Here is a 19,326-nt window from a genome sequence, read left to right as displayed (position 1 = left end):
CGGATTTATTTTATCTCCCGCCAGTTTATTCTCCCAAAGTCAGTTTTCTGACCAATTCAGAATTCAATCATTAAAATAAACAAGAGCGCTGCTTGGTAGTGTACTTGATGTTATCAAGCACGCCGGGAGAAGGCATTTTCATGAGCGTCAACAGGCGTAATTTCCTCAAATACGGTGGTGCTGCCGCGGTAGGTACCGTGATGGCACCGAGCATCGTCAAGGCCCAAGAGACTTTCAACTGGCGCATGACTACAAGTTGGCCCTCGGGTTTTCCGTTCTTCCAGTCGGGGCCGGGTTCCGCCACGGATTTCGCCAAGCGGGTCGAAGAGATGTCCGGTGGTCGCATCAGGATCCGGGTCTACGGTGCCGGTGAGCTCATTCCCGCCTTCGATGGTTTCGACGCCGTCTCACGCGGCCAGCAAGTCCAGTTGAACCATGCCTGTTCCTACTACTGGGCCGGGGAGTCGTTTGCCGCGCAATACTTCACCACCGTGCCTTTCGGCATGACCTTCCAGGGCTTCAATGCCTGGCTGGCGCACGGCGGCGGCTACGAGCTGTGGAAGGAAACCTACGAGCCCTACAACCTGATTCCCCTCGCCGTAGGGTGCACCGGCGCGCAGCCGGTGGGCTGGTTCCGTGAGCCCATCACCAGCGTCGAGGATTTCCGAGGACTCAACATCCGCATGCCCGGGTTGGCCGGCGACGTCTACAATGCCATCGGTGCCAATGCCCGCTTGTTGCCCGGCGGCGAAATCTTCTCGGCATTGGAGCGTGGTGCCATCGATGCGGCGGAGTGGGTGGGACCCTATCTCGACCGTGCGCTGGGCTTGCACAACGCAGCCAAGCACTACTACTCCTCAGGCTGGCACGAGCCCTCCACCACTACCGAGGTCATCGTCAACAAGGACGCCTACGACTCCCTGCCCAGCGACCTTCAGGCGGTGCTTCACAACGCGGCTGCGGCCTGCAACATCACCTCCCATACCTGGATCGAAGCGCAGAACGGCGACGCGCTGCAGGACCTAGTCCATAACCATGGCGTTCAGTTCGAGACGCTTCCCGACGACGTCATCCGGGCCCTGTTCGAGGCAACGCGCGACATTCTCGCAGCCGAAGCCGACAAGGATCCGCTGGTCAAGCGAATCAACGACAGCTTCTGGGAGTTCAAGAAGAAGCACGATGGCTGGCAGGCCAACAGCGAGGCCGTGTTCGCCAACACCATCAGTCGCTATGGCCAGGGCATGATCTGACTCCAGCCTGACCTTCGGCTTCGGTATCCGCATCGAAGCCGAGGGCTTTCCTGGTCTGCCTGTCAAAGGTCACCTTTACCTCGCTTCAGACGTCCGCCGGGGCCAACCCGGAGGGGGAGATTGCATGCTGCGTTTCTGTACGTCGCTCGAGCGCCTGCTCGAGCGCATCACGGGCCTTGCCGGCTTCATCGGTTGCATGGCCATGGTCATCATGATCGCACTGATTTTCGGCAACATGCTGAGTCGTTATGCCTTCGGCCTGGGTGCGGTATGGGCTCAGGAACTGGAGTGGTACCTGCTGTCGGTGATGGCAATGATGGGCATCGCCTATGCCATGAAGTTCGACGACCACGTTCGCGTGGATATCCTGTCGAGCCGCTTCAGCCCTGTCGGCATGATGTGGCTGAACCTCGTCACCGCGCTCCTGGTGGCGCTGCCCTGCGCGCTGCTCATCATCCATTACAGCGTGCCCTTCGCCGAAACCTCCTTCACCCGTGGTGAAGGCTCGCCGAATTCCTCCGGCCTGCCGTGGCGCTGGATACCCAAGTCGTTGGTGGTGGTCGGCTTCGTCTTCGTGGCGACCGAGTCTGTGCGCCAGGCGCTGGAAAACGGCAGGCGTCTCGTTCAACACTACGCTGGGAGTGCCTGAGTCATGCCCCTGGAATATTACGCGCTGGCCATGATCGTGGCTTTCTTCGTGCTGGTGATGACGGGGATTCCGGTCGGCTTCGTGGTGGCCTTCGTCGGCTTCGTGTTCGGCTTCATCGGCTTCGACGGCTGGCTGTTCGAACTGCTGCCCTCGCGGATCTATGGTGTCGTCTCCAACTACACGCTGCTGGCCATTCCGCTGTTCGTCTTCATGGGCGTAATGCTGGAACGCTCGAAGATCGCCGAGCGCATGCTCGACGTGATTGGCCACCTGTGCGGCGGTCTGCCGGGTGGGATGGCTCTGGCGGTGATCATCGTGGGTGTGCTGCTGGGCGCGGCGACGGGTATCGTCGGCGCGGCCATCGTCACCCTGACCCTGATGGCGCTGCCCACTCTGGTGCGCCGCGGCTACAAGAAGACGGTAGCGTGCGGCACCATCTGCGCCGCCGGCACCCTGGGGCAGATCATCCCGCCCAGCCTGGTGCTGCTGGTGCTGGCCGATATCATGAACCTCTCCGTCGGCAGCCTGTTCGCCGCGGCACTGGTGCCCGGCCTGCTGCTGGCCGGCATGTACTTGGCCTACCTGCTGGTGCTGGCCTTCTTCTTTTCCGCCGACGTGCCCGCCATCGACGAGCAGGAGCGTGCCGCCGTCAGCAAGAAAGAGCTGGGCAAGGACTTCGTCAAGGTCGTGGTGCCGCCGCTGCTGCTGATCTTCGCCGTGCTGGGTTCGATCATCGGCGGGGTGGCTGCACCCACGGAAGCGGCATCGGTGGGGGCCGTGGGGGCCTTGCTGCTGACCGTCGTTTCCGGTCGCATGTCACTCCCGGTACTCTCCGAGACCGTGAAGACCTCGCTGCGCATCAGTTGCATGATCTTCTTCGTGCTGATCGCCTCGCAGGTCTTCGCCCTGGCCTTCAGGGGCCTGGACGGCGAGTTCCTGATCGAAGCAATGTTCGAATGGGTGCCGGGCGGCATGTACGGCACGCTGATTTTCATGCTGCTGCTGATCTTCTTCCTGGGCTTCTTCCTCGAATGGATCCAGATTTCCTACATTGCCGTGCCGCTGTTCCTGCCTTTCCTGGCAAGCCAGGGCGACATGTCCATGGTCTGGGTCGCCATCCTGATCGCCATGAACCTGCAGACGTCGTTCCTCACGCCGCCCTTCGGTTGGTCGCTGCTGTTCATGAAGGGCGTGGCGCCGCCGGGGATCACCACGGGCGATATCTACAAGGGCGCCGTTCCCTTCGTGCTGATTCAGCTCCTGGCACTGGCATTGATCATCGTCTTCCCCGACGTGGTGCTATGGTTGCCGGCGGTGGTAGGATGGTAAGTCGCCTCGAGAGTTGGCCCCGAGTTTGAAATCAGGCCCTGCCGAATCTCGTTCGTATCGAGTTCGGCGGGGCTTTCGGGTCACAAAATAATAATGAATCAGGTATGCGCCAGTGTTCACGTTCAGAACCAAGCTGACACTGCTTACCTTGCTCCCTCTGCTGGTTCTCATCGCCGGTGTGACGGTATTTGCCATCCATCAGAGTGCACGATTGAGTGGGGTGCAGTCGGAAATACTCAAGGAAGGGTTGCTAGAAGCCAAGAAGGCGGAACTCAAGAACTACATGGAACTCGCCTATACGGCGATCCGTGATATCTACGAAGATCCTTCCTTACCCCGAGACGTGGCGCAACGCCGCGTGGCGGAGGCTTTCCATCGTATGGAATATGGCTCCGATGGCTACTTCTTCGTTTACGACTATGAAGGGCTGAATATCGTCCATCCCCGCCTGGAACATCTCGAGGGGCAGGATCTATGGAACTTTCGTGATGAAGACGGAAGGCTGCTGATTCAGCAACTCGTCCGTCAAGCGCAAGCGGGGGGCGGCTTTACCGAGTACCGCTGGGACAAGCCCTCCGGCGGCAAGTCGGAACTCAAACTGGGCTACTCCATCGGCCTCGATGACTGGGGTTGGATGGTCGGCACCGGGCTCTACCTGGATGACGTCGAGCAGGTCGTCAGCCAGATGGAGCGGCATATGGTGGAGAATGCGCGCAAGACCATTCTGTTGATGGCGTTCTTCACCGTCTCCTGCCTGCTCGTCATCGCCGTTATCGGCCTTGCGGTCAACCTGAGCGAAGCCCGGGTGGCGAATCGCAAGCTGGTCAAGATGGCCCAGAAGACGTTCAGTTTTCTGGAAAAGGAGCGACGCCGAATCTCTCGCGAACTGCACGATGGCATCAACCAGTTGCTGGTGTCGGCACGCTTCAAGCTGGAGCGTATCGACGATGCCTTGGATCGTGGCGACCACATCGATGCTTCCTCTGCGCTGGCGGCGACCGATCGCATCCTGGAGACGGGAATCCAGGATCTCAGGCGGCTTGCCTGCGACCTGCGCCCGAGCGTGCTCGATGATCTGGGGCTGGTGGCCGCCCTCGAAAGCCTCTGCTCGGGCCTGGCGGAGCGCAAGCCGGTGCGGATTCACTTCGAGTCGAACATCGACAGCCGGCACTGTCAGCCGGTACTGGCAACGGCCCTGTATCGCATCACGCAGGAGAGCCTGCACAACATCGAGAAGCACGCCGGCGGAGCCCATCGGGTCGTGGTGAAAGTGCTGCGTCGACGCAATTGGGTGTATCTGGAGATAACGGATGACGGTGAAGGCTTCACCTGGCACACCGAGCGCCGCCAGGAGCAGGACGGTACCGGCATGGGGTTGCGCAACATTCAGGATCGCGTCGATCTGCTGGGCGGACGCCTGACGATCGAGGCGGCACCCGGTAGGGGCGTGCGCATCAGGCTCAAGGTGCCGTTTCAGCGTGTTGCCAGCAAGACGAGCGGAGAGAGAGTCGATGGAAGGGTCTATACGCGTACTTTTGGCGGACGACCATCCGCTGGTGCTGGAGGGGCTGCGCTACCGGTTGGAGGCGCAGCAGGGCGTTGATCTCGTCGGGGAGACCAGTTCAGGTGAAGAGCTGCTGACGCTTGCCCGGGAGTTGCTGCCGGACGTAGTGGTCACGGACATCACCATGCCCGGCCTGTCCGGTCTCGAAGCCTGCAGGATTCTGCAGGAGACCTGTCCGGACATCCGGGTGCTGGTACTGACCATGCACGACAACGAGGAGTACATCCGGCGCGCGGTGGCCTGCGGGGCCGCTGGCTATGTGCTCAAGGATGCATCGGCGGAGCAGATGGTCTTTGCCCTGCGCGAAGTGGCGAGCGGTCGCAGCCATTTCGGCTCCAGCGTCTCGCGGGTACTGCTCGAGGAGAAGGAAGGACGCTTGACCCAGCGCGAAACCGATATCCTGAAATTGATGTTCGAAGGCATGAGCAGCCGCGATATCGGCGAAGCGTTGGCGATCAGTGCCCGTACGGTCGAATCGCATCGCAGCAACATCTATCGCAAGCTCAATACCAACTCACTGGCGGGACTGTTTCGCTACGCGATGCGCCATGGGCTGGTCGAGTTGGAATAGCCAAACCCTATCGAGGCCATGGGCACGATGTGCTTTGACCTCAACCTTGCTTGAGGTTGTAACGTTCACCGCATCTTCACCCCGCAAGGAGAAATAGCGATGAGCGATACGATCAAGGTGGCAGTGATCTACGGCAGCGTGAGGGAAGGACGTTTCTGCGATACCGTGGCTCGTTGGGTCCTGGAACAGATCCAGCGCCGGGAGGCGTTCACCTCCATGGTGATCGACCCTGCCGCCGAGCCTGCCTCGGCGTTCGCCGAGCGCCTGGACGAAGCGGATGCCTTCGTCGTGGTCACGCCCGAGTACAACCACTCCTATCCCGCGGCGCTCAAGGCGCTGATCGACGCCTACAAGGCGGAATGGCAGGCCAAGCCTGTGGCCTTCGTCTCTTACGGTGGCGCCTCGGGTGGGCTGCGGGCGGTGGAACATCTGCGCCATGTCTTTGCCGAGCTGCACGCGGTGGGGATTCGCGACGGCGTGATGTTCCCCAGCGTCTGGGAGCAGTTCGATGAGCATGGTCAGCCGAATCAGACTCGACGTTACGAGCGCGGCATGCAGACCCTGCTGGCTCGGCTCGCCTGGTGGGCCGAGACCCTGCGCCAGGGCCGTGCCGAGCGCGACTATGCCCAGGCGGTGATGCTGGATTGAGCGGCGAAAGGGTGCCGGCGCGCTCAGACCCGGGCGCGCCAAGCCTTCAGCCGATATTTGCCTGATCGGGTTCAGAGCTCAGTCGTTTGCGGCCTGGGCGCGTAGCCAGGCGATTTCCTCGGCCCAGATCTCCGGCTCGATGGTCTCCAGCACCATGGGAATTTCGTCGATGCGTGGGTCGCGCATGATGGTGGTGAAGGCGTCGAGCCCAATGTTGCCCTGGCCCAGGCTGTGGTGACGATCGACGCGGCTGGCGTACTCGCTCTTGGCGTCGTTGAGGTGCATGCCGCGCAGGTACTCGAACCCCACCACCTTGCCGAACTCGTCGAGGGTAGCGGTGCACGCCTCAGGGGTGCGCAGGTCGTAGCCGGCTGCAAAGGCGTGGCAGGTGTCGATGCAGACGCCGACCCGCGATTTGTCATCGACCTGATCGATGATTTCGGCCAGGTGCTCGAAGCGCCAGCCCAGGTTGGTGCCCTGGCCGGCGGTATTCTCGATCACCGCAACGACGCCGCGGGTCTCGGCCAGGGCGTGGTTGATCGAGTCGGCGATGCGGCTCAGACACTCGCTCTCGCTGATCTTCTTCAGATGACTGCCGGGGTGGAAGTTGAGCAGGGTGAGGCCGAGCTGCTCGCAGCGCTGCATCTCGTCGAGAAAGGCGGCGCGCGATTTTTCGAGACCCGCGTTGTCCGGGTGGCCCAGGTTGATCAGGTAGCTGTCGTGGGGAAGAATCTGCCCAGGGCCGAAGCCGTGCTCCCGGCAGGCGGCACGAAAGGCTTCGATGGTGCCCTCGTCGAGGGGCTTGGCCCGCCATTGGCGTTGGTTCTTGGTGAACAGGGCGAAGGCGTCGGCACCGATCTCGACGGCGCGCACTACGGCCTGGTCGGGCCCTCCGGCGGCACTGACATGGGCTCCGAGGTATTTCATCTGGCCTCTCCGTGGTTGGCAATGCCACAACGATAGCATGCACGCCACCTCTCAACCTTTACCTCGCTCGCCGCCGTGGCCCTGCTAGGCTCAAGGGAGGAGTCGAGGAGAGGCACCATGTTGTTACTCGTACTGGTGGCGATGAGTACTTCCATCGAGGAGGACCCGGTCGCCGCGGCGCTGGCGCGCATCGATGCGCTGCAGGGCTATCGCCTCACGCTGCGCAGCCAGGGCAGCGGCGGCGAGGAAGTCATCCGCTACAGCTACCGCCGACCCGGCTATGTGCGCATGGACATGGAGACCCCCTACCGCGGGGCGGTGCTGATCTATCGCCCCGATACGGGCAAGGTGCAACTGTGGCCCTTCGGCGGCCCCGGCAGCCGGCCGGGCCTTTCCCTGCGCCCCACCAACCGCATGGTACGCAGCTCGCGTGGGCATCGCGTGGATCAATCGGACGTCGGTACGCTGCTGCGCAACGTGCAGCAGTTACAGCAACACGGTCACGCCCGCCTGCTCGAGCCGACGACGCTCGACGAGCGTTCGGCACAGCATGTGGTGGTGGAGGCCGAGCCCGGCCGGGCGGTACACGAGGTGGCGCGCTACGACCTGTGGCTCGACGAGGAGACGCTGTTCCCTCTCAGGGTGATCAGCTACGACCGGCGCGGCGAACGGTTCGAAAGCGTGCACCTGGAGGATGTCGAGCTCGACCCAGCCTTCCCGCCCGACCACTTCGCACCTTAGCCCAGATGGCGAGATTCGAATTCGATACGACCTGGGACCTCGATGCCCCGATCGAGGCAGTCTTCGATGCCCTGACCGATTCGCTGCACTGGCCCGACTGGTGGCCAGGACTCGAGGATGTGCGGCAGCTCGAGGCTGGCGACGAGCATGGCGTTGGACGCACCCAGTGTTTCGTCTGGAAGAGCCGGCTGGGCTACTATCTGCGCTTCAATATTCGGATCACCCGCGTTCGCAGGCCCTGGCTGATCGAGGGCAAAGCCAGTGGCGACGTGGCCGGCATCGGCAGCTGGCAGCTTCATGAGCAACAGAAGGGGACCCGGGTTCGCTATCTCTGGCAGGTCCGTACGGTGCGGCCGTGGATGGGCCTGCTGGCGCGAGTGGCGCGTCCGCTGGTGGTCTGGAACCATGACGTCATGATGCGCGAAGGGCGCGCGGGGCTGGCGAATCACCTGCGGTGCGTTCCGGCGCCCTGTGGGCATGCCCCGGCCCGAGAACCGTTCAAGCAACGTTGGTAGTCCTCTGAACCAAACGGTATTCTGTCAGCATGTCTCGAAATCGTCACAGAGATACCATGAAGGACTCGCATAACAATATCGACAATCAACGCCAGTCCTCGGGGGCGCATAGCTGCGACTCTCCCGATTCTCCCTGCCAGCGGGGCCGACGCGAACTCGAGGAGGCGCGCGAGGAGATCGCACGCCTCAATCGTACCCTGCATCGCATTCAGTGCATCGCCCGGCTGGGCTACTGGAAAGCCAGCCTCAAGGCCAACGAGCTGTTCTGGTCCGAGGCGATCTACGACATCTTCGGTGTCGATCCGAGCACCTTCACCCCCAGCATTCGTGCCTTCAAGGCCATGGTCCACCCCGAGGACCTGGAAAGCGTCGAAGCCAGCATGTGGCGCGCACAGGAAACCGGCAGTCATGACGTGGAGCATCGCATCGTGCGGCCCGACGGCGAAGTGCGCTGGGTGCACGAGTTGGCCGATTACATGCCCGAGGGCGATGAGCAGATCCTGATCGGCACCGTGCGCGACATCACCGAGCAAAAGAGGCTTGAGCTGCGTCTGCGCCAACTGTCGCGCACCGATGAACTCACGGCGCTGTTCAATCGGCGCTATTTCATGCAGCGGCTGGTGCAGGAACTGGCCCGCTACCGCCGCTACGGCAGGTCGACCGCGGTAGTGCTGTTCGACTTCGATCACTTCAAGCGTATCAACGATACTCATGGCCACTCCGCCGGTGACCAGGCGCTGGTGAGCGTGGGCAAGTTGCTGCGCAGCAAGCTACGTACGAACGATATCCCGGCGCGGCTCGGCGGGGAGGAATTTGCCCTTCTGCTGCCCGAAACCAGCCTCGAGGAAGCCGTCGGGGTAGCGGAGAAGGTGCGCCAACTGGTAGAGCAGCAAGAGTTCATGTCTGAAGAGGGTCATCGCTTCGGCGCGTCGATTACCTGTGGCGTGTCGGCTTTCCAGGGTACCGAAGAGACGGTGGAGGCCATTCTTCATCGTGCCGACCAGAACCTCTATGAAGGCAAGCGAGCCGGCCGCAATCGAGTCGTGGCGGATGAACCGGATAGCTGAAGGCATGTCGTCACGGGCAGCGCCTCTCCTGGAGAGAGCCGACTGGCTGGTCGATGCGCTGGGCCTGGTACTGGGGGAGCCTTCGAACCAGCCATTGACCATGCGTCTTTACCACACCCTGCGCGAGTGGATTCAGACGGGGCGACTGGTCAGCGGCCAGCGACTGCCCTCAACCCGGCAACTGGCTCAAGAGCTGGGCCTGGGGCGCAACACGCTGCTGGCCGCCTTCGATCAGCTGTTGGCCGAGGGTTTCCTCACCACCCGCCATGGCGCGGGTACCTTCGTTGCCGACTTGGCATTCCAGCAGGCGCAGTCGGTGGCGGCGAACGTTGCCGCCGCGCCGCCGTCGTCGCCTGCCGAATCGCTGCTCTCCTCACGCGGTACGGCACTGCTCGCCTTCTGTCATTCTTCGCAAGAACGCCATCCCGCCTTCGTTCCAGGCGTGCCCGCACTGGATCGCTTTCCTCATGCCCAGTGGCAGCGGCTGCTGCATCGCCAGCTACAACGCGTACCGCTGGATTGGCTCGACTACCAGGCTCAGGGGGGCGTGCCGGCACTGCGCGAGGCGCTGGCCGACTATCTGCAGCTCTCACGCTCGGTGCGCTGCCGCCCCGAGCAGATTCTCATCGTTCAGGGCGCCCAGCAGGGCTTCGAACTGATCGTGCGGCTGCTGAGCGACAGCGGTGATGAAGTGTGGATCGAGGAGCCGGGCTATCATGGCGCCCAGGCCTGCTTCATGGCGGCCGGGCTCGAAATGACGCCGGTGCCGGTGGATGGCGAGGGCATGTGCATCGAAGACATGTCCGGCCTCCGGCAGCCGCGGCTGATCTACGTCACGCCTTCGCATCAGTATCCCAGTGGAGCGACCATGAGCCTGGCCAGGCGGCTGGCGCTGCTCGAAGCTGCCGAACGGCATGGCGCCTGGGTCGTGGAAGACGACTACGACAGCGAATTCCGCTACGGCCAGCGGCCCGTTGCCGCCCTGCAGGGGCTGGTGGATGACTCGCGGGTGATCTACGTAGGCACCTTCAGCAAGGTCATGTACCCCGGCATGCGGCTGGGTTATTTGGTATTGCCCGAGCCGTTGGTGGCGCCGTTCCGCCGTGCCAATGCCCGGCTTCATCGCGAAGGTCAGTACGCCGTGCAGGCCGCCGTGGCGGAGTTCATCGCCCGCGGCCATTTCTCGCGTCATATTCGACGCATGCGCGATTGCTACCGCCGACGTCAGGCGCTGCTGCGTGAATCGCTGGCACCGGCAGTGGCGCGCGGCCTGAGGCTATCCGAAGGGCAGGCCGGCATGCACCTGGTCGCCTGGCTCGACGAGTCCGAGCACGAACGCATCCTGGTCGAGCGGGCCGCGGGGCAGGGGATCTTGCTTTCGCCGTTGTCGAGCTACTATCTCAACACCCCCGGCCGCCCCGGCCTGGTGCTGGGCTATGCCGGTACCGCCGAAGCCGAAATCGAGCGGGCGGGGCAGTGGCTGGCCCGAGCGTGGTGCGCCCTGGTGAAGGGCTAGCCGCTCACCGGCCCTCCTGCATCAGGGCAGACAGCGAGCTCAGTTGTCGGCCCGCTGCATCGAAATTCTCCCACGCGAGCCAGCGTTCCAGGCGTGTTTCGACGGCGGGCCATTCGCTGTCCAGCAGGGAGAACCATGCGGTGTCGCGGTTGCGCCCATTCTCCACCCGATGCTGGCGGAAGATCCCCTCGAATTGAAAGCCCAGGCGCCCGGCGGCACGCCGCGAGGCGGCGTTGAACGCATTGCACTTCCACTCGTAGCGCCGGTAGCCCAGTTCGAAAGCGTGGCGCATCATCAGTAGCATGGCTTCGGTGGCTGCCGGCGTGCGCCGTAGCGCTGGGGAGAAGTGGATATGTCCGACCTCGATGCTGCCGTGCTCCGGCACGACATTGAGATAGCTGGCCAGCCCCAGGGCCCGCTCACCAGCCGCCGTGACGATGGCGTAGAACAGCGGATCGTCGCTTTCCGATCTTGCCTTCAGCCAGGCACGGTACTGTTCGGCATCGGCGAACGGCATGCCGCCGGAGTAGGTCCAGCGCGCCTCGGGGGCATCATGCTTGCCTTGGCCGGGTGCCATGAAAGCGGCATGCAGCGAATCGGCATGGCGCTCCGCTGACAGTGGCTCGAGGCGAACCCATCGGCCCTGCAGCGGTATCCGATCCGGCCGGCGTGCCGGCTGCCAGTCGGGAAGGGCGGCGCCGACCGGTTGGCCAAAGTCGTTGTGGCTCACGTTATGGCTCGTGTCGGCCAGGGTCATGATGGGCTCTCCTCGTTGGTCAGTTGCTGCATGTAACGCCACAGCTGGCGCGCCTGCGGATCGCGGCTCTCGGCCAGGGCTGCCTCGACGCCGGCCTGGTCGGCTTCAGAGCGCTGGCGACCGAGCTTGGCCTTGCCCGTGAGTGTCTCGATGGGCAGGCGAAAGCCGACCACGCCGGCCTGCATCTTCTCCAGGTAGCCTTGTTCACGGGACAGTGAATCGAGCAGGGCGGGTTCGTAGTGCGCCAGGCTGCGATCGAGCAGTTCACGCGTGGCCTCCGGCCCCAGCAATTCGAGGGTGCCCGTGGCGTGCACGGCCAGGTAGTTCCAGGTGGGCACGGCTGGTTGGCTGGCGTACCAGGTCGGTGAGACATAGGCGTGGGGGCCGCTGAAGATCGCTAGCGCCCGGCTGCCATCGAGCGTTCGCCAATGCGGGTTGGCTCGGGCAAAGTGGCCATAGAGTGTGCCCTGTTCGCCTTCGCCGCGCTCCAGCAGCAAGGGCAGGTGGGTAGCCTGCAGATCGGCGCCGACCAGGACGGCGAAGTCGTGCCGTTCTATCAGCTCCCAGGACTGCTCGCGTTCGAGTTGCATCGAGGGGGGGACGTACATGGTGCCTCCGGGTCAGTCCTGGCTCGTTTGCGAATCGAACAGCAGGCCGTAGTGATAGAAGGTGGTGTCGCGCTGCCAGCCGAGCGATTCGTAGAGCGCCTGGGCGGTGCGGTTGTCGATTTCGGTGGCGAGCTTGAAGTGGCCGACGCCATGGCTTTCGGCCAGTTCCCTGGCGGCCTGCATCAGGGCGCGTCCGACACCGCTGCGGCGCGCCTCGGGCGAAACGAACAGATCGTTGAGCAGCCATAACGGCGCCAGGCGCACAGTGGAGAGCAGCGGGTAGAGCTGAACGAAGCCCTGCAATTCTCCTTGCGGCCCTTCATGCACCAGAATGTGCGAGTCACCGCGCTCCAGGCGTGCCTGCAGGAAGTGCCGGGCGCCTTCGAGATTTGGCTCCTGGCGATAGAACTGCCGATAGCCGTCAAGCAGATTGCTGAGCGGGCCGAGATCTTGCGGGGTGGCATGGCGTATGGGCATCGGTAAATCCTCGCATCACATGAGTATCACCGAGTGTGAGGCCTGACTGGCTCCATTCTAAGAGCCATTTTGATCGATTTTTGAAGAGCCACTTTGCGTTGACGTTCAGGTCCGAAAACCGCCAGACATCGGCTCTGCCCAAGCTAGAATGGAGCCATGAACCTCTCGACCGATATCTGCTATCAAGCCCTGCTGGCACGCGACGCTCGCTACGACGGGCGCTTCTTTACCTGTGTGACCAGCACCGGTATCTACTGTCGCCCGATCTGTCCGGCGACAGCGCCGAAGCTCGAGAACTGTCGCTTCGTTTCCTCCGCTGCGGCAGCGCAGGAGGCGGGTTTTCGGCCATGCCTGCGCTGTCGGCCGGAGAGTGCGCCGGACTCCCCGGCCTGGGCCGGTACCTCGACCACTGTGAAGCGCGCGCTGCGACTGATCGACGAAGGTGCGCTGGACGAAGGCGGGTTGGAAGCGCTGTGCGCTCGCCTGGGTGTGGGCGCGCGCCAGCTGCGGCGGCTATTCCAGCGTCACGTCGGAGCCTCCCCGTTGGCTGTGGCCCAGACCCGGCGCGTGCTTTTGGCGAAGCAATTGCTACACGAGACCGAACTGCCTCTCGCCGATGTGGCTCTGGCCAGCGGTTTTGGCAGCGTGCGCCGCTTCAACGAAGTGTTTCTGCATCTCTATGGCCGAGCGCCGGGAACCCTGCGCGGTCGCCGAGCCGAGCTTTCCCAGGCAACTGCGTTGACGCTTCGATTGCCGTACCGGCCGCCCTACGACTGGCAGGCGATACTGGCCTTCCTGGCCCGGCGGACAATTCCCGGGCTCGAACGCATCGATGGAGAGGGTTATCACCGGGTTTTCCGCGTCGGCGAAACGGTCGGCAGCGTAAGTGTGAAGGATGTTTCCGCCGACAGCGCACTGCATGCCTCGATCCGGCTGACCGAACTCTCGGCACTGCCGAGCGTCATTGCTCGGCTGCGTCGGCTCTTCGATCTGCAGGCCGATTCCGAGGCGATACGCCAAGGACTCGGTCGTGACCCCGTACTGGCGCCACTGGTAGAGAGCCGCCCCGGGCTACGTGTGCCGGGCGGGTGGGACCCTTTTGAAGTCGCCGTGCGGGCCATTCTCGGCCAGCAGGTCAGCGTCGATGCGGCCACGCGGTTGGCTGGGCGGCTGGTCGAGCGCTTGGGTGAACGCTTGGAGGGTCAGGCTGGGGTCGGCTTGGAGCGGCTATTTCCTGTGCCCGAGCGTTTCACTTTCGATGAGATCAAGGCGCTCGGCATGCCCAGCGCACGGGCCACCGCCCTGGTGCAGTTGGCAGCCACCTACCGCGAGCAGCCACGGATGTTCGACCGGCGCCAGGACCTTGACGAGACCGTGGCCCACCTGTGCGCCCTGCCAGGTATCGGCGAGTGGACGGCACACTACATCGCCATGCGCGGATTGCAGGAGAGCGATGCCTTCCTGCCCACCGACGTGGCACTGCAACGGGTACTGGCAGAACGGGGCCGGCGCCCAACGCCGCGCGAGCTGCTTGCACGCGCCGAGGCCTGGCGACCCTGGCGTGCCTATGCCGTGATGCACTTGTGGCATGCCGATGCAGCCACTACTACGGCAGCAAAACCGCAACAGGAGGAGTGCGATGCGACTCTGGCTTGACCGACTACCGTCCCCGGTGGGCGAGCTACGCCTGGTTGGCGATGACCAAGGAGCGTTGCGAGCGCTGGAGTTCGACAGTCACGAGGAACGGCTGCACCGCCTGCTGGGGCGTCACTATCGCCACTACGAGCTCGTCGAGGGCACGGCGCCCGAAGCCATCCGCCAGGCGCTGGAGGCTTATTTCGCCGGGGATCCGTCCCACCTCGATACAGTGCCGGTGGCGACCGGTGGTACCGAATTCCAGCGCCTGGTGTGGCAAGCACTGCGCCGGATTCCGGCCGGTACCACGATCAGCTACGGTGAGCTGGCCGCAAACATCGGGCGCCCCGGCGCCAGCCGCGCCGTGGGCCTGGCCAACGGCGCCAACCCGGTGGCCATCGTGGTACCGTGCCATCGGGTGATCGGTGCCAACGGCACCCTGACCGGCTATGGCGGCGGGCTGCCACGCAAGCGCTGGCTTGTGGAGCACGAGCGGCACCAGCTGCAGAGCGACCTGTTCACCCTTGCGTAGCGGTCTGTGTCAGCTCAGGTTTCATCGACCAAGCCTTCCAGCAGCTTGCTCAATAGCTCACCCAATGCCTGCTGTTCCTCGCGGCTGAGAGCGGCAAGCATTCTGGCCTCGTTCTCCACGTGGCGAGGCACGACTCGGTTCATCAGGGCTAAGCCTTCCTCCGTCAGCGACACCAGTGTGCCGCGCCGATCCTCGGGATTCGGCGAGCGCACGATCAGGCCCGCCTTCTCCAGGCGATCCAGTCGACTGGTCATGCCTCCCGACGAGACCATCAGCGTCTCGAACAGTTGCGTCGGTCCCAGGCGATAGGGCGCTCCCGAACGGCGTAGCGTGGCCAGCACGTCGAACTCCCCCAATTGCAGGCCGTACTCCTTGAAAAAGGCCTGTAGTCGCTCCTGGGTGAGCAACTGGGTCGTCTTCATATATCCCACCACTTCCATCGGCAGCAGGTCGAGTTCGGGCATTTCCCGTTGCCATTGGGCAATGGCTTGCTTGACACGATTCATAGGCGCGTTTATCTTTCCATCAAGATACTTTATGTCGAGAATCTTTTGCTGTGCTGAACAGGAGCCGATCATGACCAACTCAACCAAGCCACGCAACCGCACCGGCTGGTATGCCCTGGCTTGCCTGCTGCTGGTCGGCAGTCTGCTGGCCTTGTCGCTGGTCGTGGCCAAAATTGCCGACGGGGCCGGCGCGCCGCGCTTGAGCTTCCTCATGGTCGCGGTGACCGGCGCCGGTGTGCTGCTCCTGGCGCTGGCAACCCGGCAGCGTCAGCCGATGCGACTCGACCGGCGCATCGTCGAGTACGCGCTGGTCTCGGGGGCACTGTTTGCCCTGCCCAATGCACTGGGCTTCCTGGCGGTGCGTCACGTGGGGGCCGGGTTCGTCTCGCTCAGCTTTGCTTTCCCGATTCTGGTGACCTGGGTGATTGCAGTGGGGCTGGGCATGGAGCGCGTCAATGCGCTGCGGCTGCTCGGTGTGCTGCTGGGGCTGGCCGGTGGGGTGTTGCTGGCGTGGGCCAAGGCGGGCGGCATGCAAGGCGCACAGGGCTGGGTCGCGTTGGTACTGACGATCCCGCTGGTCATCGCGTTGGGCAATATCTATCGCACCCTGCGCTGGCCCGGCGAGGCAGGGCCGGTCTACCTCGCCGCGCTGATGCTGCTGGGTGGCGCGCTGGCGCTTGCCCCCTTCGTGCTGGCGTTCGAGGCGCAGCAATTGGCACAGTTGCTCGGCTCGATAGGGGTGCTTCGGCTGCTGCTCGCCGAAGTGGCCGTCTTCACGGTGCTCTACGTCTTTTATTTCGTACTGCAGAAAATCGCCGGCCCCGTCTACCTCAGTCAGATCGGCATGGTGGCGGCATTGGTCGGCACGTTGATCGCGGTTTCGCTGTTGGGCGAGACGGTACCGCCCTATCTGGGCCTGGCGGGGGTGCTGGTGGTCCTCGGTGCGGTCCTGTTCCACCGTGGCGCCGCGCGCCGCGAAACGCCACCGCCTGCAACGGCGGAAGTCTGACCACAGGAGAGATGCATGACCCCCATGGAAGCCTTGCATTGGCGCTATGCCGCCAAACGCATGAATGGCAGGAAGGTTCCCCAAGGCACGCTCGATACCATCCTCGATGCCGCGCGCCTGGCGCCGTCGTCCTACGGCCTTCAGCCATACAGTGTGCTGGTGGTGAAAGACCCAGCGCTGCGTGAGCGGATCCGGCACGCTGCGTGCGACCAGCCTCAGGTCAGCGAATGCTCTCACCTGCTGATTTTCGCCGCCTGGACCGAAGTGGATGAACGGCACGTGGATGAGCTGATCGAGCTGACTGCTGCGGCTCGCGGTCTCGATCCAGTAGAGCTGGAAGGGTATCGGCAGTCGCTCCATGCTGCCGTGGCCGGCTTCACCACGCCGGAGGTGCGGCATCACTGGGCGGCTCGACAAGCCTATATTGCCTTGGGTACGGCCTTGACCGCAGCGGCAGCGGAGCGGATCGACGCCTCGCCGATGGAAGGTTTCGACCCGCCGGCGCTGGACGCCCTGTTGGGTCTCGAGGCGCAGGGGCTGCGTAGCGTGGTGCTGCTGGCGCTTGGCTATCGCGATACGATGCAGGATCGCCTGGCCGGGCTGGCCAAGGTGCGCTGGCCCAGGGAGCGCTTCGTGGTGGAATGGGACGGGGCCTAATGGACCGTTGGTCTTCCAGGCACCGTCCAATAAGCCGGCGAGCGTAGGCAGTTTTTGGATAGTGCCTAGACGCTGCCTTCCTTCTCAATAACCAATACCCTGGCTTCGCCCACCGGGCAGGCGACATGTTCGGTGCCCACCGAGGCAAAGAAGATGTCGCCTACCTCCAGCAGTCGGGAATGCTCTATTCCCTCGTTGCGATAGCGCATTTCCACCTGGCCATCGAGCACCACGAAGACCTCTTCACCATCGTTGACGTGCCAGCGGTATGGCTGGTCTGTCCAATGCAGGCGAGTGGTGATGCCGTTCATACTGGCGATGCTCTTGGCTCCCCAGGCACGCTCCGCGGTGAAGTCCCGGCTGCGGGTGATTTCCATGCTCGGTTAGCCTTCCGGTGTTATCTCATGGGTAATGTTCAGGTCTTGAGCACAAGCTGAGACAACCTGCTCGTGCCGGAAAGAATGCATGATGCTTAACGCCTCGAACATTGTACTACATCACTTCATGCCGCTTCATGATGAGTCAGGATGGGGCGAGCTTCCGGTCGAGGCTACACGAGACTTCGTGCAAGTTGCGAGGCCTGCTGGCAGGCTTGTTGTCGAGCTTCACTATCGACTTCGCTGCCGAAGAGTGTTTTTTCCACCACTATCGACTGTACCTCGGTTACGCCGATGAACTTCAGCCATGTCTCGAAATATCCTTTTTGATGATCGAACTCTTGCGATGGCGTAAACGAGTCGTTCGCGTAGCTTAGTCCTCTGGCATAAACGACGATGGCCTTCTTGCCAGTGAGCAGTCCGCTGAATCCGGCCTCGGGATCGAAAGAAAAAAGAATGTCCTTCTGCGATATCAAGTCGATGAAGTGCTTGAGTTTGTAGGGAATGCTGAAATTCCAGAGTGGCATCGAGAACAGCAGGATATCGGCCTCGTGGAGATGAGATGCGAGCTTACGCAGGCGATCCCAGGCCTGTTGCTGGCTTGCCGTCAGTGGTGTTCCGGCTAGCCCGGCATATTTCGCTGTCATGGCGCTGTCATCAAACTCGGGTAACTCCAAGTCCCACAGGTCGAGGTGCTTCACCTGGACATGCGGAGCATAGTCCCGGTAATGGGACAGAAAGCTTCGTGCAACCTCCAGCGATGCGGAGCGCTGCTTGCGGGGGGAGGATGAGACATGCAGGAGAATTGTCATGGCACAAATACCTCGCAGATTGTTGTTCCTATATGCCAGCACCTCCGGGTGAAAAATATAAATCAAAAAGTGTGATGGTATTTATAATGAACCAAGATGATACTTTTTTCTTAACTCTGCTACTCTGGATGAGGGGCGGGCTAAGAGCGGCTTAGGGCGGCTTTGGCGGGCAGAGGCAATCATCAGGTGGCATGTCATGACATGCTGCCAAATGATACATAAAAAATGAAAGCCATATTTATCATGGACAGATATGCATATGCTCGACTTGCTTCTCCTGAGGAGTTTCGTTGCCGTCATCGATGAAGGTAGCTTCACTCGCGCCGCCAACCGCCTGCACCTGACCCAGCCGGCCATCAGTGGGCACCTGCGCCGGCTGGAGGCCCAGGTCGGCAAGCCATTGCTGCGGCGTACGACGCGGGCCTTCGAAGTCACGCCCGACGGAGAATGCCTGGCGGCCTACGCCAGGGCCATCCTGGCGCTCAATCGCGATGCCATGACCCAGCTCTCCCGCTCCACCTACCAAGGCAATATTCGCCTGGGGGTTGCGGAGGACTGCGTCAACGCCTCTTTGATGCGTGCGCTCAGAGAGTTCGTCGAAGACAACCCGCAAGTCGAGCTCGGCGTACGTGTCGGCATACCCGGTGATATGGTCGTGGCCATGAGGCGCGGCGATGTGGACATGGTATTGGGTGCGCAGTGCGGCTCCCATGAGCCGGGCCGCCTGCTGTGGCATGAGCCCCTGGTCTGGGCCTGGGCCGAGCGCTGTCCCGTGCGCTTGCCTTCTCCGCTGCCCCTGGCTCTGTTTCCGGAGGCCTGCCCCTATCGTGAAGCCGCGCTGACCCAGCTGGCACTTGCCGGTATTCCGCAGCGCATGGCGATGCTCTGCACCAGCGGGGCCAGCTTGCGTGCCGCGGTAGAAGGCGGCTTTGCATTGGCACCGATGCCAGCCAGCCAGCTTGGGCCTGGGCTGGTCACCCTGTCGGAAGAGCATGGCCTGCCGCCGCTGCCGGAGGCCGAGTTCATGTTGATGATCAATCCGTCGGGAGACCAGGCCGTTCTGGCCGCATTGGCAGACCGGATCGCCGAGCACCTCTGTCCCACGCCCATTGCAGAACCGGTCTAATTCCCAAGGCTAACAACAATAGCGTGACCCACATCTTGTGTCCTCGTCATGGA

General features: G+C 62.9%; 22 protein-coding genes. 15 read left to right on the top strand and 7 right to left on the bottom strand.

Annotation, left to right across the window (positions count from 1 at the left end; translation table 11 throughout):
- Positions 1–140: 140 nt before the first annotated feature.
- The 6 genes from HBJ55_RS05110 (at position 141) to HBJ55_RS05085 (ending at position 6,011) form a co-directional block, all read left to right on the top strand.
- Positions 141–1,250, top strand: coding sequence for a TRAP transporter substrate-binding protein (locus tag HBJ55_RS05110; protein ID WP_167111694.1), 1,110 nt, complete (start codon positions 141–143; stop codon positions 1,248–1,250).
- Positions 1,251–1,374: 124 nt separating this feature from the next.
- A complete protein-coding gene (locus HBJ55_RS05105) occupies positions 1,375–1,899 on the top strand; it encodes a TRAP transporter small permease subunit (protein ID WP_167111692.1) in 525 nt (174 codons plus the stop codon).
- A 3-nt stretch (positions 1,900–1,902) separates the two neighbouring features.
- Positions 1,903–3,228 carry a TRAP transporter large permease gene (locus HBJ55_RS05100; protein WP_167111690.1) on the top strand — a complete coding sequence of 442 codons (1,326 nt, stop codon included), beginning with the start codon at positions 1,903–1,905 and terminating at the stop codon, positions 3,226–3,228.
- A 112-nt stretch (positions 3,229–3,340) separates the two neighbouring features.
- Positions 3,341–4,831 (top strand): cache domain-containing protein, encoded by a 1,491-nt coding sequence (locus HBJ55_RS05095; RefSeq protein ID WP_167111688.1) that lies wholly within the window; start codon positions 3,341–3,343, stop codon positions 4,829–4,831.
- Positions 4,740–5,363: a response regulator transcription factor gene (locus HBJ55_RS05090; RefSeq protein WP_167111686.1), complete on the top strand. Its 624-nt coding sequence runs from the start codon at positions 4,740–4,742 to the stop codon at positions 5,361–5,363. Before HBJ55_RS05095 ends, HBJ55_RS05090 begins: the two co-directional genes overlap by 92 nt.
- A 99-nt stretch (positions 5,364–5,462) precedes the next feature.
- Positions 5,463–6,011, top strand: coding sequence for an NADPH-dependent FMN reductase (locus tag HBJ55_RS05085; RefSeq protein WP_167111684.1), 549 nt, complete (start codon positions 5,463–5,465; stop codon positions 6,009–6,011).
- A gap of 78 nt (positions 6,012–6,089) precedes the next feature.
- Here HBJ55_RS05085 and nfo read toward each other — a convergent pair whose 3' ends face one another.
- Positions 6,090–6,938 (bottom strand): deoxyribonuclease IV, encoded by an 849-nt coding sequence (nfo, locus tag HBJ55_RS05080; RefSeq protein ID WP_167111682.1) that lies wholly within the window; start codon positions 6,936–6,938, stop codon positions 6,090–6,092.
- Positions 6,939–7,055: 117 nt separating this feature from the next.
- Between nfo and HBJ55_RS05075 the strand changes: the two genes are divergently transcribed.
- From HBJ55_RS05075 to pdxR, 4 genes are read left to right on the top strand one after another with little or no spacing between them, the layout of a single operon-like run.
- Positions 7,056–7,679, top strand: a complete 624-nt coding sequence (locus tag HBJ55_RS05075; protein ID WP_167111680.1) for a LolA family protein — start codon at positions 7,056–7,058, stop codon at positions 7,677–7,679.
- 5 nt (positions 7,680–7,684) lie between these two features.
- Positions 7,685–8,194 (top strand): SRPBCC family protein, encoded by a 510-nt coding sequence (locus HBJ55_RS05070; RefSeq protein WP_167111678.1) that lies wholly within the window; start codon positions 7,685–7,687, stop codon positions 8,192–8,194.
- Positions 8,195–8,250: 56 nt separating this feature from the next.
- A complete protein-coding gene (locus tag HBJ55_RS05065; protein WP_167111676.1) occupies positions 8,251–9,261 on the top strand; it encodes a GGDEF domain-containing protein in 1,011 nt (336 codons plus the stop codon).
- A 4-nt stretch (positions 9,262–9,265) separates the two neighbouring features.
- On the top strand, positions 9,266–10,777 hold the full coding sequence (pdxR, locus tag HBJ55_RS05060) for a MocR-like pyridoxine biosynthesis transcription factor PdxR (RefSeq protein ID WP_167111674.1): 1,512 nt from the start codon (positions 9,266–9,268) through the stop codon (positions 10,775–10,777).
- Positions 10,778–10,781: 4 nt separating this feature from the next.
- Here pdxR and HBJ55_RS05055 read toward each other — a convergent pair whose 3' ends face one another.
- From HBJ55_RS05055 to HBJ55_RS05045, 3 genes are read right to left on the bottom strand one after another with little or no spacing between them, the layout of a single operon-like run.
- Complete coding sequence (locus tag HBJ55_RS05055) at positions 10,782–11,534, bottom strand: GNAT family N-acetyltransferase (RefSeq protein ID WP_167111672.1); 753 nt, start codon at positions 11,532–11,534, stop codon at positions 10,782–10,784.
- On the bottom strand, positions 11,531–12,142 hold the full coding sequence (locus tag HBJ55_RS05050) for an FMN-binding negative transcriptional regulator (protein ID WP_167111670.1): 612 nt from the start codon (positions 12,140–12,142) through the stop codon (positions 11,531–11,533). The genes HBJ55_RS05055 and HBJ55_RS05050 overlap by 4 nt, the downstream gene beginning before the upstream one ends.
- Positions 12,143–12,154: 12 nt before the next feature.
- The gene (locus tag HBJ55_RS05045) at positions 12,155–12,619 is read right to left on the bottom strand and encodes a GNAT family N-acetyltransferase (protein WP_167111668.1); all 465 of its coding nucleotides are present in this window, start codon (positions 12,617–12,619) and stop codon (positions 12,155–12,157) included.
- Positions 12,620–12,775: 156 nt separating this feature from the next.
- Here HBJ55_RS05045 and HBJ55_RS05040 point away from each other — a divergent pair, with 156 nt between their 5' ends.
- Together HBJ55_RS05040 and ogt are read left to right on the top strand one after the other, a co-directional pair.
- Positions 12,776–14,275: a DNA-3-methyladenine glycosylase 2 family protein gene (locus tag HBJ55_RS05040; protein ID WP_167111666.1), complete on the top strand. Its 1,500-nt coding sequence runs from the start codon at positions 12,776–12,778 to the stop codon at positions 14,273–14,275.
- On the top strand, positions 14,259–14,786 hold the full coding sequence (ogt, locus tag HBJ55_RS05035; protein ID WP_167111664.1) for a methylated-DNA--[protein]-cysteine S-methyltransferase: 528 nt from the start codon (positions 14,259–14,261) through the stop codon (positions 14,784–14,786). The genes HBJ55_RS05040 and ogt overlap by 17 nt, the downstream gene beginning before the upstream one ends.
- A gap of 14 nt (positions 14,787–14,800) precedes the next feature.
- Here the strand turns inward: ogt and HBJ55_RS05030 are convergent, their stop codons facing one another.
- The gene (locus HBJ55_RS05030) at positions 14,801–15,292 is read right to left on the bottom strand and encodes a MarR family winged helix-turn-helix transcriptional regulator (protein ID WP_167111662.1); all 492 of its coding nucleotides are present in this window, start codon (positions 15,290–15,292) and stop codon (positions 14,801–14,803) included.
- A 70-nt stretch (positions 15,293–15,362) separates the two neighbouring features.
- On the opposite strand from HBJ55_RS05030, the gene HBJ55_RS05025 reads away from it, so the two are divergent.
- Positions 15,363–16,301: an EamA family transporter gene (locus HBJ55_RS05025; protein WP_167111660.1), complete on the top strand. Its 939-nt coding sequence runs from the start codon at positions 15,363–15,365 to the stop codon at positions 16,299–16,301.
- A gap of 15 nt (positions 16,302–16,316) precedes the next feature.
- Positions 16,317–16,958 carry an NAD(P)H-dependent oxidoreductase gene (locus tag HBJ55_RS05020; RefSeq protein WP_167111658.1) on the top strand — a complete coding sequence of 214 codons (642 nt, stop codon included), beginning with the start codon at positions 16,317–16,319 and terminating at the stop codon, positions 16,956–16,958.
- A 65-nt stretch (positions 16,959–17,023) separates the two neighbouring features.
- On the opposite strand, the gene HBJ55_RS05015 is transcribed toward HBJ55_RS05020, so the two are convergent.
- Together HBJ55_RS05015 and HBJ55_RS05010 are read right to left on the bottom strand one after the other, a co-directional pair.
- Positions 17,024–17,335 (bottom strand): cupin domain-containing protein, encoded by a 312-nt coding sequence (locus HBJ55_RS05015; RefSeq protein WP_167111656.1) that lies wholly within the window; start codon positions 17,333–17,335, stop codon positions 17,024–17,026.
- A 173-nt stretch (positions 17,336–17,508) separates the two neighbouring features.
- Positions 17,509–18,147: an FMN-dependent NADH-azoreductase gene (locus HBJ55_RS05010; protein ID WP_167111654.1), complete on the bottom strand. Its 639-nt coding sequence runs from the start codon at positions 18,145–18,147 to the stop codon at positions 17,509–17,511.
- 259 nt (positions 18,148–18,406) lie between these two features.
- Here HBJ55_RS05010 and HBJ55_RS05005 point away from each other — a divergent pair, with 259 nt between their 5' ends.
- Positions 18,407–19,273 carry a LysR family transcriptional regulator gene (locus tag HBJ55_RS05005; RefSeq protein WP_167111652.1) on the top strand — a complete coding sequence of 289 codons (867 nt, stop codon included), beginning with the start codon at positions 18,407–18,409 and terminating at the stop codon, positions 19,271–19,273.
- The last annotated feature ends 53 nt before the right edge of the window (positions 19,274–19,326 follow it).

It is taken from the genome of Billgrantia bachuensis (assembly GCF_011742165.1).
Taxonomy (GTDB): Bacteria; Pseudomonadota; Gammaproteobacteria; order Pseudomonadales; family Halomonadaceae; genus Halomonas; species Halomonas bachuensis.
The sequence above is the reverse complement of the archived record's forward strand: the minus strand, read 5'-3'. Positions and strand labels throughout refer to the sequence as shown.